General features: G+C 72.8%; 13 protein-coding genes. 3 read left to right on the forward strand and 10 right to left on the reverse strand.

What is annotated here, in order from left to right:
- Positions 1-67 precede the first annotated feature (67 nt).
- Positions 68-685, forward strand: coding sequence for a LysE family transporter (locus AC3WRT_RS15400; protein WP_492723374.1), 618 nt, complete (start codon positions 68-70; stop codon positions 683-685).
- Between the two features lie 159 nt (positions 686-844).
- On the opposite strand, the gene hemL is transcribed toward AC3WRT_RS15400, so the two are convergent.
- The 8 genes from hemL to AC3WRT_RS15440 form a co-directional block, all read right to left on the reverse strand.
- Complete coding sequence (gene hemL, locus AC3WRT_RS15405; protein ID WP_492723376.1) at positions 845-2,182, reverse strand: glutamate-1-semialdehyde 2,1-aminomutase; 1,338 nt, start codon at positions 2,180-2,182, stop codon at positions 845-847.
- A 46-nt stretch (positions 2,183-2,228) separates the two neighbouring features.
- Positions 2,229-2,714 (reverse strand): MarR family winged helix-turn-helix transcriptional regulator, encoded by a 486-nt coding sequence (locus AC3WRT_RS15410; RefSeq protein ID WP_492723378.1) that lies wholly within the window; start codon positions 2,712-2,714, stop codon positions 2,229-2,231.
- Positions 2,715-2,749: 35 nt separating this feature from the next.
- Positions 2,750-3,715, reverse strand: a complete 966-nt coding sequence (hemB, locus tag AC3WRT_RS15415) for a porphobilinogen synthase (protein ID WP_492723380.1) — start codon at positions 3,713-3,715, stop codon at positions 2,750-2,752.
- Positions 3,716-3,728: 13 nt separating this feature from the next.
- Positions 3,729-5,378, reverse strand: coding sequence for a bifunctional uroporphyrinogen-III C-methyltransferase/uroporphyrinogen-III synthase (locus AC3WRT_RS15420; protein ID WP_492723381.1), 1,650 nt, complete (start codon positions 5,376-5,378; stop codon positions 3,729-3,731).
- Positions 5,375-6,355, reverse strand: a complete 981-nt coding sequence (gene hemC, locus AC3WRT_RS15425) for a hydroxymethylbilane synthase (protein WP_492723383.1) — start codon at positions 6,353-6,355, stop codon at positions 5,375-5,377. Before hemC ends, AC3WRT_RS15420 begins: the two co-directional genes overlap by 4 nt.
- Positions 6,352-7,734, reverse strand: coding sequence for a glutamyl-tRNA reductase (hemA, locus tag AC3WRT_RS15430; protein WP_492723385.1), 1,383 nt, complete (start codon positions 7,732-7,734; stop codon positions 6,352-6,354). The genes hemC and hemA overlap by 4 nt, the downstream gene beginning before the upstream one ends.
- Positions 7,731-8,414 carry a redox-sensing transcriptional repressor Rex gene (locus AC3WRT_RS15435; RefSeq protein WP_492723387.1) on the reverse strand — a complete coding sequence of 228 codons (684 nt, stop codon included), beginning with the start codon at positions 8,412-8,414 and terminating at the stop codon, positions 7,731-7,733. The genes hemA and AC3WRT_RS15435 overlap by 4 nt, the downstream gene beginning before the upstream one ends.
- 143 nt (positions 8,415-8,557) lie before the next feature.
- Positions 8,558-8,821, reverse strand: a complete 264-nt coding sequence (locus tag AC3WRT_RS15440) for a glutaredoxin family protein (protein ID WP_492723389.1) — start codon at positions 8,819-8,821, stop codon at positions 8,558-8,560.
- A 160-nt stretch (positions 8,822-8,981) separates the two neighbouring features.
- Here AC3WRT_RS15440 and AC3WRT_RS15445 point away from each other — a divergent pair, with 160 nt between their 5' ends.
- Together AC3WRT_RS15445 and AC3WRT_RS15450 are read left to right on the forward strand one after the other, a co-directional pair.
- Positions 8,982-9,764 carry an RNA polymerase sigma factor gene (locus AC3WRT_RS15445; protein WP_492723391.1) on the forward strand — a complete coding sequence of 261 codons (783 nt, stop codon included), beginning with the start codon at positions 8,982-8,984 and terminating at the stop codon, positions 9,762-9,764.
- A gap of 345 nt (positions 9,765-10,109) precedes the next feature.
- Positions 10,110-11,432 (forward strand): DUF5667 domain-containing protein, encoded by a 1,323-nt coding sequence (locus tag AC3WRT_RS15450; protein WP_492723393.1) that lies wholly within the window; start codon positions 10,110-10,112, stop codon positions 11,430-11,432.
- 49 nt (positions 11,433-11,481) lie between these two features.
- Here the strand turns inward: AC3WRT_RS15450 and AC3WRT_RS15455 are convergent, their stop codons facing one another.
- Together AC3WRT_RS15455 and AC3WRT_RS15460 are read right to left on the reverse strand one after the other, a co-directional pair.
- Positions 11,482-13,245: a lysophospholipid acyltransferase family protein gene (locus AC3WRT_RS15455; RefSeq protein ID WP_492723395.1), complete on the reverse strand. Its 1,764-nt coding sequence runs from the start codon at positions 13,243-13,245 to the stop codon at positions 11,482-11,484.
- A complete protein-coding gene (locus AC3WRT_RS15460) occupies positions 13,242-14,288 on the reverse strand; it encodes an NAD-dependent epimerase/dehydratase family protein (RefSeq protein ID WP_492723397.1) in 1,047 nt (348 codons plus the stop codon). Before AC3WRT_RS15460 ends, AC3WRT_RS15455 begins: the two co-directional genes overlap by 4 nt.
- Positions 14,289-14,429 lie beyond the last annotated feature (141 nt).

A 14,429-nucleotide genomic window follows, 5' to 3' on the forward strand; every position in this document is an offset into this window, starting at 1 on the left:
CTCCTGCGCCTGTGCACCCCCTGTGACCTGCTGCAACGCGCCGGCTCGGGCGCCCTACACTCGGCCCGTGTCCTGGACCCTCTGGCTCACGCTCGTCGCAGCGGGTGCCCTCATCTCGTTGACCCCCGGTGCCGGCGCCATCAACACGATGGCCAACTCGCTCGGCTCCGGCTGGACCCGCTCGATCTGGGGCATCCTCGGCCAGCAGGTCGCGCTGCTCGCGCACATCGCCGTGGTGGCCGCGGGCCTCGGCGTCCTCGTCGCCGGCTCACCCGTGCTCTTCAACGTCATCCGGTATGCCGGTGCCGCCTACCTCGTGTACCTCGGTGTGCGCCAGTTCCGTTCGCGGGCGGCGGCGGCCAGGGTCAGCGCGGTGGAGCGTGAGCCGGCGGCCTCGATGTTCCGCCGCGGGCTGCTCGTCAACCTGACCAACCCCAAGGCCGTCGTCTTCTTCCTGGCGTTCACGCCCCAGTTCGTCCGGCCCGACCGGCCGTTGCTGGCGCAGTACCTCGTGCTGGCCGCCACGATCGTCGCGATCGACGTGGTGGTCATGTGGTTCTTCTTCGCGGCCGCGGCCCGCGGCCTTGGAAGACTGACCGAGCGGGAGTCGGGTCAGCGCACCCTGAACCGCGTCTTCGGCGGCCTCTTCGTCGGCGTCGGCGTCCTCCTGGCCGCCGTCCACTGACCCCCCCACACCCCACACCGTCGAAAGGCCACAAACCGTGGCCCCACCGTCGAAAGGCCACGTTCTGTGGCCCTTCGATGGTGAAAGGGCCCGGTTTGTGGCCCTTCGACGGTTTGAGCGGGCGCGGTTTGTGGCCCTTCGACGGTGGAGCTGTGGGATTCAGTCGGGGGTGGCGGCGGCGCGGGCCGCCGCCGGCAGCGCAGCGACGACCTGCTCGACGGCCTCGTCATCGTGCGAGGCAGACACGAACCACGACTCGAAGGCGCTCGGCGGCAGGTGCACGCCCTGGCTGAGCATCGAGTGGAAGAAGCGGCGGAAGGCGGCGGTGTCCTGGTCCTTCGCGTCGTCGTAGTTCGCCACCGCGCCGTCGCGGAAGAACACCGAGAACATCGACCCGGCCCACTGGATGGTGTGTGGCACGGAGGCGGCCGACAGCTCCCTGTCGACGGCGTCCGCGATGGCGTGCGAGACGACCTCGAGACGCTCGTACACCTGGGGCGTGCACCCCTGGAGGGTCGCGAGGCCGGCCGCCGAGGCGACGGGATTGCCGGACAGCGTGCCCGCCTGGTAGACGGGACCCTGCGGAGCGAGCAGCGCCATGACGTCCGCCCGGCCACCGAAGGCCGCGGTCGGGAAGCCGCCACCCATCACCTTGCCGAACGTGAAGAGGTCCGGGGCCCCCGCGGCATACGGACCCTCGAGCCCGTAGAAGCCGGAGGCGCTGCAGCGGAAGCCGGTCATGACCTCGTCGGAGACGAGGAGAGCACCGTACTCCTTCGTGACGCGCAGCAGCCCCTCGGTGAACCCGGGCGCCGGGGGGACGACGCCCATGTTGCCGGCCGCTGCCTCGGTGATGATCGCGGCGATCTCGTGGCCGCGCTCGGCGAACGCGGCCTCGAGGGCCGGGAGGTCGTTGTAGGGCAGCACGATCGTCTCGCCGGCGCTCGAGCGCGGCACACCGGCGGAGTCGGGCAGCGCGAACGTCGCCACACCCGAGCCCGCGGACGCCAGGAGCGCGTCGACGTGGCCGTGGTAGCACCCGGCGAACTTCACCACGACGTCGCGACCGGTGTAGCCGCGAGCGAGCCGGATCGCCGACATCGTCGCCTCGGTCCCGGAGTTGACGAGCCGCACCTGGTCGACCGGCGCGACGCGGCGCACGATCTCCTCGGCGAGCCGCACCTCGTTCTCGCTCGGGGTGCCGAACGAAAACCCTTTGGCCGCAGCTTCGTTCACCGCGGCGAGTACCTCCGGGTGGGCGTGGCCGAGGATCATGGGGCCCCAGGAGCAGATGAGGTCGACGTAGCGCTTGCCGTCCGCGTCGGTGAGCCACGGCCCCCGCCCGCTCGCCATGAAGCGCGGCGTGCCGCCGACGGCGCGGAAGGCCCGCACCGGCGAGTTCACCCCGCCGGGGATCACCTCGCTCGCGCGGGCCAGCAGCGCTGCGGACGCAGGTGCGTCGGTGGTGGTCTGGACGGGGACGGGCTGCGAGCTCATGCCACCAGTCTCTCAGCGCCGGCGGGACGTACGCTCCGGCGGGTGGTCAGCGGTCGCTGACGTGCCCCGGGTCGAGGTGGTCGCGCACGATGGCCATGGCGTCGCCGATGGCCGCGAACTGATCGGGCGTCATGATGTCGACCATGTTGTCGCGCACGCTCTGGACGTGCACCCGGGCGATGTCCTGCACCGCCGTGAGGCCACCTGTCGTCAGGACGAGCTCCACCCCCCGCCGGTCGTCGGAGCACTGCTCGCGCGTGACCCAGCCGCGGTCCTCGAGGCGCTTGGCGGTGTGGGTCAGGCGGCTGCGCGACTGGACCACCATCGCGGCGAGCTCGGACATGCGCAGGCGGTGCTTCGGGCTCTCCGAGAGCATCGAGATGATCTCGTACTCGCTCAGCTGCAGCCCGGCGTCACCGAGCGCGTCGTCGAGGGCGCGCTCGAGCAGCCGAGTGCCGCGCAGGACGGCCCTCCACGACGCCTGTTCAGCGTCGCTGAGCCACCGCACGCACTCGTCCCCTGCACCTGACATGTCAACCTCCTGCGACGTCACAGATGGTAGTGGTGTCAGGCAAGCCATTCCGGCACATCGAGGGCGAAGTACGTCAGCACGACCTGGGCGCCGGCGCGACGGATGGAGGTGAGCGACTCGATGGCGGCCGTGCGCAGGTCGATCCAGCCGTTCGCGGCGGCCGCGTGGATCATCGAGTACTCCCCCGAGACCTGGTACGCCGCGACCGGCACCGAGGCGCGCTCGGCAGCGGCCGCGACGACGTCGAGGTAGGACATCGCGGGCTTGACCATGACCATGTCGGCGCCCTCGGCGATGTCGAGGTCGACCTCGCGCAGCGACTCGACGACGTTGGCGGGGTCCTGCTGGTAGGTGCGGCGGTCGCCCTGCAGGCTCGACTGGACGGCGTCGCGGAAGGGGCCGTAGAACGCGGAGGCGTACTTGGCGGCATACGCGAGGATGACGGTGTCGGTGAAACCCTCGGCGTCGAGCGCCTCGCGGATGACGGCGACCTGGCCGTCCATCATCCCGGAGGGGGCGACGACGTGCGCGCCGGCCCGGGCCTGCGCGACCGCCATCTCGGCGTAGATGAGGTTGGTCGCGTCGTTGTCGACACGCCCGCGCTCGTCGATGACGCCGCAGTGCCCGTGGTCGGTGAACTCGTCGAGGCACGTGTCGGCCATGACGACGAGGTCGTCGCCGACGGCCTCGCGCACCGCCCGCAGGGCCCGGTTGAGGATGCCGTCCGGGTCGACCGCGCCCGAGCCGGTGGCGTCCTTCTCCTGCGGCACGCCGAAGAGCATGATGCCTCCGAGTCCGGCTGCCACGCAGCGGCGGGCGAGCTCGACGACGCTCTCGAGCGTGTGGTGGTCGACGCCGGGCATGCTGACGATCGGCCGCGGCTCGGTGAGTCCCTCGACGACGAAGACGGGCAGCACGAGGTCGCGGGGGTGCAGCCGGGTCTCGGCGACGAGGGACCGCAGGACGGGGTTCTGCCGCAGGCGGCGGGGACGCTCGATCATGGCCGCCCGCCGCTCAGCGGGCCCGGCGGCGCGAGGCCGGACGCTTGTCGCTGGGTCGCTGCACCGGCTGACCGGCCTCGGCGGCCGCGAGGGCGAGCCCGACACCGTGGCCCGCGAGCGCATCGACGAGGCTGGTGGCCGACGCCTCGGGGGCGAGGACGTCGACACGCAGCCCGTGCTCCTGGGCCGTCTTGGCCGTGGCCGGGCCGATGCAGGCGACGACCGTGGCGGTGTGGGGCTTGCCGGCGATGCCGACGAGGTTGCGCACCGTCGAGCTCGACGTGAACAGCACGGCGTCGTAGTCGCCGCCCTTGATCGCGTCGCGGATGTGCGCGGCGGGCGGGGCGGCGCGCACGGTCCGGTATGCCGTGACGTCGTCGACCTCCCAGCCCATGTCGCGCAGCCCCGCGACCAGCGTGTCGGTCGCGATGTCGGCGCGCGGCAGCAGGACTCGGTTGATCGGGTCGAGGACCTCGTCGAACTCGGGCCACGACTCGAGCAGGCCGGCAGCCGACTGCTCGCCGGCCGGGACGAGGTCTGGGTTGATGCCCCAGTCGTGCAGCGCGGCGGCGGTGGTGCCACCGACGGCGGCGACCTTCAGGCCGGCGAAGGCCCGGGCGTCGAGGCCGAACTGCTCGAAGCGCTCGCGCACGGCGCGCACGGCGTTGACCGACGTGAAGCCGATCCACTCGTAGCGGCCGGTCACCAGGCCCTTGACGGCCTTCTCCATCTGCTGCGGCGTGCGCGGCGGTTCCACCGAGATCGTGGGCACGACGTCGGCGGTCGCGCCGTAGCCGGCGAGCCGCTCGACCATGGACCCGGCCTGCGCCTGGGTCCGCGGGACGAGGACCTTCCACCCGAAGAGCGGCTTGGACTCGAACCACGCGAACTCCTCGCGCAGCGCGACGTTCGGTGAGACGACGGCGAGCGACACCTCGAGGGGGTCCTTGCCGGTGAAGAGCGACTCGGCCCCCGCCAGGGTGGTCGCCACGGACGACTGGCGCACCGTGGTGCCGTGGGCTGTCAGGGCGACGAGGGACTCGCCTGGGCGTCCGGCTGCGAGGAGCGAGGCGAGGGCGGCGCGGATGCCCTCGGTGCCGCCGAGCAGCACGAGCGTGTCGGCGTCGGCGACGTAGGCGGAGTAGTCGACCGACGCGCGGTCGACGCCGACGACGTGGACGGCGCGGGTGGACTTCGATGTCAGGGGCACCCCGGCATACGTGGGCCCGGCGGTGAGGGCGGAGACGCCCGGCACGATGTCGAAGGTGATGCCGGCCTTGCGGCAGGCGCGCACCTCCTCGACGAGCCCGTTGAAGGTGGCGGGGTCACCGTCCATGAGCCGCACGACGAGGCCACCGGGCGCCACCGACTTCGCTGCCTTGACGACGAGCTTGGCCCGCACCGCGTGGGTGAGCTCCTGGCCCTGCTCGCCGTGGCCGGCGTCGATGATCTCGACGTCGGCGCGGGCGTGCTGGAGCACGGCGTCGTCGCGGGCGATGCGGTCGATGACCACGACGTCCGCGGTCGCGAGCAGGTCGCGGCCGCGTAGCGTCATGAGACCGGGGTCGCCCGGTCCGGAGCCGACGAAGGCGACGCACGCCGGTGTCGTCGCGAGGGTGGGGGTCGAGTCCGTCTGCTCTGACGGCTGGCGGGAAGGAGTCACGACACTTGCTCCGGTTGGTGGGGGGCCGGGTGCGGCCCGTGGTCTGTTGCAGGTCCAGCTGACGTGGCGACCTGGAGGTCGACGGCGCCGTCCTCCAGCAGGATCCGGGCAAGACGCGAGCCGAGGACCTCCGGCTCGTCGTAGCGCCCGACGAGCGAGCGGCGCAGCTCGAACGAGCCGTCCTCCGTGCCGGCGAAGGCACGCAACGACAGCTCCAGGCCGTCCTCGCCCTCGACGACCTCGGCGAGCGCCCCGACGGGGGCGGTGCAACCGGCCTCGAGGGCCGCCAGGAGCGAACGCTCGGCGACGACGCAGGCGCGGGTGTCGGGGTCGTCGAGAGCCGACACGGCGGCCACGACCTCGGGGCGGTCCGAGCGGCACTCGACCGCGAGCGCGCCCTGGCCCGGGGCCGGGAGGACCTGGATCGGGTCGATGACCTCGGTGGCCTCGCCCAGGCGTCCGAGGCGAGCGAGCCCGGCGCGCGCCAGCACGACGGCGTCGAGCGCGCCCGAGTGCACGAAACCTATTCTCGTGTCGACGTTTCCGCGAATGGGCCGGATCTCGATGCCGAGGCCGAGTGCCGCGAGCTGGGCGGTGCGGCGAGGTGAGCCGGTGCCGACGACGGCCCCGGAGGGCAGCTCACCGAGCGTCAGGCCGTCCCGCGCCACGAGCACGTCACGGCTGTCCTCGCGCACCGGCACGGCGGCGACGACGAGCCCGGGCTCCGGGGTCGTGGGCAGGTCCTTGAGCGAGTGCACGGCGACGTCGATGCGACCGTCGAGCAGGGCCCGGCGGATGGCGGCGGCGAAGACGCCGGTGCCACCGATGACGCTGAGCGGCTCGCCCGACACGTCGCCCTCGGTCGTGATCTCGACGAGCTCGACCTGGTGACCCGACTCGCGCAGGCGCTCGGCCACCCAGCCGGACTGGGTGGTGGCGAGGGCGGAGCGGCGGGTGCCGAGGCGCAGGGCGGTCATGGCTGCGCCCGCTTCGGGGGCGTGGACACGTTGGCGATGTCCTTGGGCTCGAGGTCGAACAGCTCGCGCAGGGCGGCGGCGTAGTCGTCGCCGCTGCCCTCCATCGCGAACTCCTTGACGCGCATGGTGGGCGTGTGGAGCAGCTTCTCGACGATGCGGTGCACGGCCAGGGCCACCTCCGCGCGGGTGGTCTCGTCGAGGCGCGGCAGCCGCTGGTCCAGGCGGTCCATCTCCGCGGCGACGAGCTCGGCGGCGCGGGAGCGCAGCGCGGCGACGGTCGGGGCCACGGCCTTCTCCATGCGGCGGGTGAGGTAGTCGCCGACCTCACCGGTGACGAGCTCGCGGACGCGGACGACCTGTGTGGTGTCAGCGCGCCCCTCGAGGAGCAGCCCGAGGGCCTGGAGGTCCACGAGGGTCACACCGGGCACGGCGTGCGGCCACGACACCACGGGTTCGACGTCCCGGGGCAACGCGAGGTCGACCACCACCTGGGGGCGACCGTCGCGGCGGGTTGCGCTCTCGGCCAGCATCTCGGCGGTGATCACGTGGCCCACGGCGCCGGTGCAGGTGATGACCAGGTCGCTCGCCGCCAGGACGTCACGCAGGTCGGACCAGGGACGCGCCACCCCTGAGGTCGCGGCCGCGAGGCGCTCGGCGCGTTCGGCGGTGCGGTTGACGATGGTGATCGACTCGACGCCCTCGCGGTGCGCGGTCGCCGCGGCGAGGCCGCTCATGCCGCCCGCTCCCACCACGGCGGCGGTCACGTGCTCGAGCGACCCGAGCACGCCCGCGGCCTCCTCGAGCGCGATGTGCACGAGGGAGACGCTGTGCTGGTCGATGTCCGTCTCGGCGTGAGCCCGCTTGCCGACGCGCAGTGCAGCCTGGAAGAGGGCGTTGAGCGACTCGCCGACCTGCCCCCTGCGCTGGGCCCCGGCCAGGGACTCGCGCATCTGGCCCAGGATCTGCGCCTCACCGACGGCCATCGAGTCGAGGCCACACGCGACGGTGAACGCGTGTGCGACGGCGGCGTCGTCGTAGCGGACGTAGAGGTGGTCGGCCAGGGCCTCCGCCCGTGCGGCCAGGGCGTCGGCAGGGTCGCTCGGCGCCGGCCCGACGACGCGGCGGGAGCCGGGGGTCTCCTCGATGCCGGCGGCGACGGCGAGGGCCTCACCGATGGCGGCGACGGCCGGGTGGAAGGCCGGCACCGAGGCGTAGACCTCGAGGCGGTTGCACGTGGAGAGCACGACCGCCTCGGTGGCCGTCGCGGACCCGAGCACGGAGGCGGCGATGGCCTCGGCGCGGTCGGGCCGCTCCGAGAGCGCCTCGAGCACCGACAGCGGGGCGGTGTGGTGGGACAGTCCGATGACGAGCAGGCTCACGGCGCGACCACCGCCGACTGGAGCTCGCCCTCGGCGAGGGACTTGCGCTGGGCGTGGAAGGCGAGGATCTGCAGCTCCGTGGACAGGTCGACACGGCGTACGTCCACGCCGTGGGGCACCGACAGCACGGCCGGCGCGAAGTTGAGGATGGACCGGATGCCGGCGCCGACGAGGGCGTCGCACACGGCCTGTGCCGCCGGCGCGGGCGTGGCGATGACGCCGATCGCGATGGGGTCGAGGGCGTGGCGCGCGGCGAGCTCGGCCAGCGGCCGGATGGCCACCCCCACGATCCGCTCGTCGGCGAGCGCCGGGTCGTCGTCGTAGAGGCCGACGATGCGGAATCCCTTGGTGACGAAGCCGGAGTAGGAGGCGAGCGCGTGCCCGAGGTTGCCCATGCCGACGATGGCGACGGGCCAGTCCTCGGTGAGACCCAGGGCCCGCGAGATCTCGAGGGCGAGCGTCTCGACGTCGTAGCCGACTCCTCGGACCCCGTAGGAACCGAGGTGGCTGAGGTCCTTGCGCAACTGCGCGGAGCGCACCCCGACCTCGGCCGCGAGCTCTTCGGAGGAGACCGACAGGACGCCGTCCTCAGCGAGGCGCGAGAGCGTCCGGAGGTACTCGGGGAGCCGCGCGACGGTTGCGTCGGGTATCTCTCGACGCAGTGCAGGGTCGGCGGACACTCTTGCTCACCGGCTCCTCTCAGAAGAGGCGTTCTCCGGGACACGGAGCACGTGGGGACCCGATCAGGCTAGACGTTTGTGAAGCCATGCACAAAGTTGACTTCGGGCGCCTACCACGGCATGGGAGCGAGCGGTGAGGCAGGTCATCGCAGGGCGGCACGGAGGCGCCCCTCGTCCACCCGCCAGAAGTCGTGACGGCGCCCGTCGACGAAGGTGACGGGGATCTGCTCGGCATAGCGGCGCAGCAGCTTCGGGTCGTCGTCGACGGACCGCTCCTCCCAGCCGACCCCCAGCTCGCCGGTCACCCGCTCGATGACGGCGCGAGCCTCGTCGCAGAGGTGGCAGCCGGGTCGACCGAGCAGGACGACGCGCGGCTGGGCGGCTGCCCGGTCGGGCTCTGTCGTCATCCCTCCACTGTAGGCGCGAGCATGCGGTCGGCTGCACCACAAAAGGTCGTGGGGGTCCCATCTGGGGTCGCATTCAGTCAGACTGTCCGCAATGCGCGCGAACAGGACGGCGGACAGCCGACCCAGGCCTGTGCCCGCGCCGGGAAGGAGCCCGGTGCCGGTGCGGATCGCGCCTACCCGTTCGGCTCCAGCAGCTCTCGCGTTCTCGTCGGGGGCACCCGCCACCGCCACCCTCTCGCTCCCCCTGCCCGGGTGGCGCGCGGCGCTCGACCTGCTCTGGGCGGCCCTGGCCGACGAGAGCCCCGACCGCGTCGGGCTGGCCCGCGCCGGGACGCCGGGCGCCACCGGGACCGCCGGCATCGGCCCCCGCCGCCAGCCCGAGCGGGACGCCGACGAGCAGGCCCGCATCGCGGCCCTCGTCGAGCTGGCGCAGGCCGGCGACAAGGAGGCCTTCGCCCAGCTCTACGACGTCTACGTCGACACCGTGTTCCGCTACGTCCTCGTCCGGGTGGCCAACCGCTCCCTCGCCGAGGACCTCACCTCCGAGACGTTCCTCCGGGCGATGCGCCGCATCGACTCGTTCACGTGGCAGGGCAAGGACATCGCGGCGTGGTTCGTCACCATCGCGCGCAACCTCATCGCCGACCACGTCAAGTCGGCGAAGTTCCGTTTCGAGGTCACGACCGCCGACATGCGCGACGCCGACGAACGCGTCGATGCCCCCGACACCGAGGTGCTGACGCGACTGCGCGACGAGCGGCTCGTCGGGGCGATCCGGGGCCTCGGGTCCGAGCAGGCGGAGTGCATCACCCTGCGCTTCCTGCAGGGGCTCAGCCTCGCCGACACGGCGAAGGTCCTCGGCAAGTCCGAGGGCGCCGTCAAGCAGCTGCAGCTGCGGGCCACCCGGGCGTTGCGCAAGGCTCTGGACGGAGTCGAGCTGTGACGTGCGTAACCCCGCCCGCACCTTCGTCGTTCTCACGGCGGAGGGACGGTGCGTGTGGGCCCGGCCCGACGCGCGGCGCGCCGACCGGCGCGACCGTGGACCGCGTGAACGCAGGTGGCTCGATGGCAACGACCGTGCCCCCGCCCCTGCGGAACGACCCGCATCACCCACCCCTCGCCACCTGCCGTGCCGTCTGCCGTTCCGGAGCGTCCCGTATGCCGTTGCGTATGCCGTTCCGCTGGGGTCCGCCGCTCCGGCGGCTCGACCAGCACCGACCAGCCTGACCAGGACAACCCGCCCGACCAGCCCGACACCCACCACTCACGAGAGACACGAGGAGGAGACATGGACATCGGTGCCAACGCCGACAGTGACCTCCTCCAGCGCGCCCTGGACGGTGAGCAGGCCTCCGAGCCGGGCATTCTCGAGCTGATCGCCGTGCTGCACGCCGTCCAGGCCGTCGACCAGGCCGGGCTGGCACCGCGCGCCGAGTTCGTCTCCGACCTTCGCTCCCGGCTGCTCGCCGACGACGCGACCGCGCCGGTGCGGCCGGTTGCCCCCTTCCCCGACAGCGCAGGCGCCGACCTCGAGGCGGAGCCCTCCACCGGGGGCGAGGGCGCCCGCGGTGGCACGGTCTCGGTGCTGCGCGTGGCGGCCAGGCCGCTCAAGCTCATCGCGGCGGTGGCCGCGAGCATCCTCGTCATCGGTGGCGCGCTCGGTGTGGCGTCGCGAGCGGCGGTCCCGGGAGATGCGCTCTACGGTGTCAAGCAGCTGCTCGACCGCGCCGCCGTGCAGCTGGCCGGGTCTCGCTACGACGAAGGCCTGACCTACCTCGCCCAGGCCCAGGAGCACATCACCGAGGCGCGCAAACTCATCGACGGCGGAGACCCCGAGCCGCAGCACCTCGACACCGCCTACGACGCCGCCACCGACGCGACGCGGCGGGCCCAGACCATCCTCGTGGAGGTCTACCGCACCGAGAACCGTCCCGAGGCGCTCAGCGAGCTGACCGACTTCTACGCCCGCGCCATCCCGCAGGTGGACGCGATGCGGCCGAGCGTGCCGGTCCCGTCGTTGCCGGCATGGCAGCGGCTGCGTGACGCCCTCGGGACCGGCCAGGTCACGACGCTGCGCCAACTGTCCACGTGCGGGAGCTGTGGCGAGCTGGCGAGCCAGGCCAGGCACGCACTCACCGCCCTGCTCAGTGCGCCGGGGGCCAGCTCCACCAGGCCGGCCGGCCCCAGCTCCGGGCCCGGCACGTCCGGGACACGAGCGGGAGATGCAGGCTCTCCTGGCCCCACCGGTTCGGCCTCACGCCCACCGGCGCCGTCGGCGACGGGTGCGGCCGGGCTTCCGAGCGTCGGCGTGACCGGCGCCGTGACCCTCCCCGGAAGCACCGTCAACCTGCCGGGCGTCGGGGTGGGCACCTCGTCGATCGGCGTCGGGGGCGGCGGGGCCACCCTCCCGGGTGCCACCGTGAGCCTGCCCGGCGTCAGCATCTCGTCCACGCGTGTGGTGGTCGGAGGTGGCGGCATCACCCTGCCCGGCGCCACGGTGCCACTGCCGTCGGTGACCGTTCCCGCGCTGCCGTTGCCGACGAGCCTGCCGGGCACGATCCTCCCCACGACGCTCCTGCCCACCAAGATCCTGCCCACCAAGCTGCCCTGACCCATCTGCCGGCGACGGCGCGGGGGCGGCCGCTGCGGTGCCGGAAGGCTCAGAGGAAGACGGACTTGCGCTGCATCAGCAGGCTGTAGAGCGTCTGCTGGATCGTCTCGCGCACCTGGTCGGTCAGGTCGAAGACGAGCATGGGGTCGTCGGCCGCCTCCGGTCCGAAGCTCGTCGTCTCGATGGGCGGGCCGAACTCGATGAGCCACTTGCTCGGCAGCGGCACGACGCCGAGCGGCCCGAGCAGCGGGAACGTCGGCGTGATGGGGGCGTAGGGCAGCCCGAGCAGTCGAGCGACCGCCGGCATGTTGCCGATGATCGGGTAGATCTCCTCGGCGCCGACGATCGAGACGGGCACGATGGGGACGCCCGACCTGAGCGCCGCCGACACGAAGCCACCCCGGCCGAAGCGCTGCAGCTTGTAGCGCTCGCTGAACGGCTTGCCGACCCCCTTGAACCCCTCCGGCCACACCCCGACGAGTGCGCCGCTGCCCAGCAGCCGCTCGGCGTCGCTGTTGGCTGCGAGGGTGGTGCCGGAGCGCCGGGCCATGGTGCCGATGAACGGCATCTGGAAGACGAGGTCGGCGCCGAGCATGCGCAGGTGCCGGCGGCGCGGGTGCTCGTCGTAGACGGCGACCTGCGTCATCAGGGAGTCCATCGCCACGGTGCCGGAGTGGTTGCCCACGACGAGCGCTCCCCCGACGTCGGGGATGTTCTCGATGCCTCGGACCTCGACGCGGAACCACTTGCGGTAGAGCGGGCGCAGCAGCGGGAGGTGGACGTTGACGGTGTAGTCCTCGTCGAAGCCGAACTCGTCGACGACGTAGTCGCCGGTGAGCCGGCGCCGCACGTAGGCGAGCGTCTCGGCGACCTGCCGCTCCGCCTCCTCGGCGGGAACCCCGGCAGAGGTGGCCGTCGCGCGCAGCACGTTGACGGCGAGGTCGACGAGCTCTGCCGCTCCCGGGCGCGACTCGGAGGAGAGCTCGGCCCCCTCGAGCACCGCGCCGACGAGCTTCTCGGCCCGGGACTGCAGCCCGGAGGTGAGTGCGTGCTCCCGGCCGGCTCGCTCGCCCGATGGCGTATGCCGTGTGCCGGAGTCCGTGCCCGGCGCCTGCTCCCCCGCCGGCGACGGCTCCTCCACGGGCGGGACCGCCCGCAGTCGGGCTGGCTCCCCCGGAGTGGCACGGCGCGTGGAGCGCATCGACGCGCGGCTGGGTCGGGTGCGTGGGGGCGTCGGCTCGGCGGGCAGCTCCGCGCCGACCGGCTCGTCCCCGGTCGTCGGGCCCACCGGGCCCAGATCAGTCTGGTTGGTCGCTGCCGGCGTGGTCGCTGCCGGAGTCGTGGCCGCCGGCGTGGTTTCCGCACGCGTGGTCTCGGGCTCCGTCGGCCCCTCCGTGACGGCGGCCAGGACGTCGTCGGGGTCCTGGCCGGGGCCGGCCCCGGTGGCCAGCCGCCGGGCCGCGCTGGGCTCGACGGGGTTGGACGGCACGAGCGGGGTCCCGCTGCGCCGGCGCCGTTCGCCCGTCGCCCGGGCTGCCCCGGCGGCGAAGGCCCCTCGGGCGGGAGGCCTGACGGACGACGTGGCGCGCGCCGACGTCGCGGCCGTGGCCGGTGTCGAGGTCGGGGCTGCGGCCTTCTTCGCCGCAGGCTTCCGCGTCGCAGCCTTCATCGTGCCTGCCTTCTTCGCTGCGGACTTCTGCGTCGCAGCCTTCCTCGACTCGGTCTTGTTCGACGGGGCCTTCTCGGACGTTCCCGAGGGGGTCTCGGTCGAGGGCTTCGTCGCCTCGGCGGCCTTGCTCGGGTCGGCGGTCACGGCTGGATCCTGTCGAAGACTCGGGAGAGGGCAGCGGCGGTGCCCCCCGCGGCATCGCTGACGACGTCGCCGACACCCTCGACGCCGGGCACGGCCGGCCGCAGGTGGCGCGCGTAGTCCTCGAACGCGGCACGGGTCGTGAAGTGCGGCTCGAAGCCGAGCACGGTGCGCATGCGGGTGGTGTCGAGACCTCGACCGAAGGCGAGGAAGGTCAGCTGGTCGGAGGAGAAGTCGGCGAGGCCGCTGCGCTTGACGACGGTGCCGATCACGCCGGCGGCCGAGAGCGGGACGGGGAGCACCGGCCGGCGGGCGATCGCGGTGCACTGGGTGACGGTGAGGAACCCGTCACCGGCGACGTTGACGATCCCGGCAGCCGGGCCGGTGGTGGCCAGGATCATCGCGGCGGTCGCGTCGTCCTCGTGCACGAACTGGAAGCGGGCGTCGAAGCCGAGCGGGACGGGCACGAGCGGCAGCGCGAAGTAGTCGGTGATCGCGGTGTTGATGCTGGGTCCCACGACGTTGGCCAGGCGCAGCATCGTGATCTCGACATCGGGCCGCCGGCGTGAGAAGCCGCGGACGTAGCCCTCGACCTCGACCGAGTCCTTGCCGAAGCCGGTGCGCGGCAGCGTCTTGGGGAGCATGTCCTCGCTGAACATGGCGGGGTCACGCGGCGAGGAGCCGTAGACGGCTGCCGAGGACTTGACCACGAGCCGCGTCACCGACTCGGACTTCTGGCACGCAGCGAGCAGCTGCATCGTGCCGATGACGTTGATCTCCTTCTGCGTCACGCGGCCACCGGTGTCGCGGGGGGTCGCGATGACGTTCATGTGCACGACGGTGTCGACGTCGGCCTGCGCCATGATCCGCCCGATCATCGGGTTGCGGATGTCGGCGCGCACGAACTCGGCGCGGCCGATGGAGTGCTTCGGCGGCACGACGTCCACGGCGAGGATCCGCTCGATCGAGGGATCGGCCGACAGCCGGCGGGCGTAGAGGCCGCCGAGGTAGCGAGACACCCCCGTGACGAGGACGACCTTGGCCATCGGCTCCTCCTGTCGTCGGTGGGGTGCGAACGCGGCGTGCCGCACGTCGCAGCCTACCGAGGCGTCCGGCTCCCGTCGTGGCCCAGACCGCCAGATGGCGCGGATGTGTCGAGCCTCTCGCTGATCACCTACCCGGAACAC

It is taken from the genome of Terrabacter sp. FW104-15G4B, assembly GCF_058790095.1.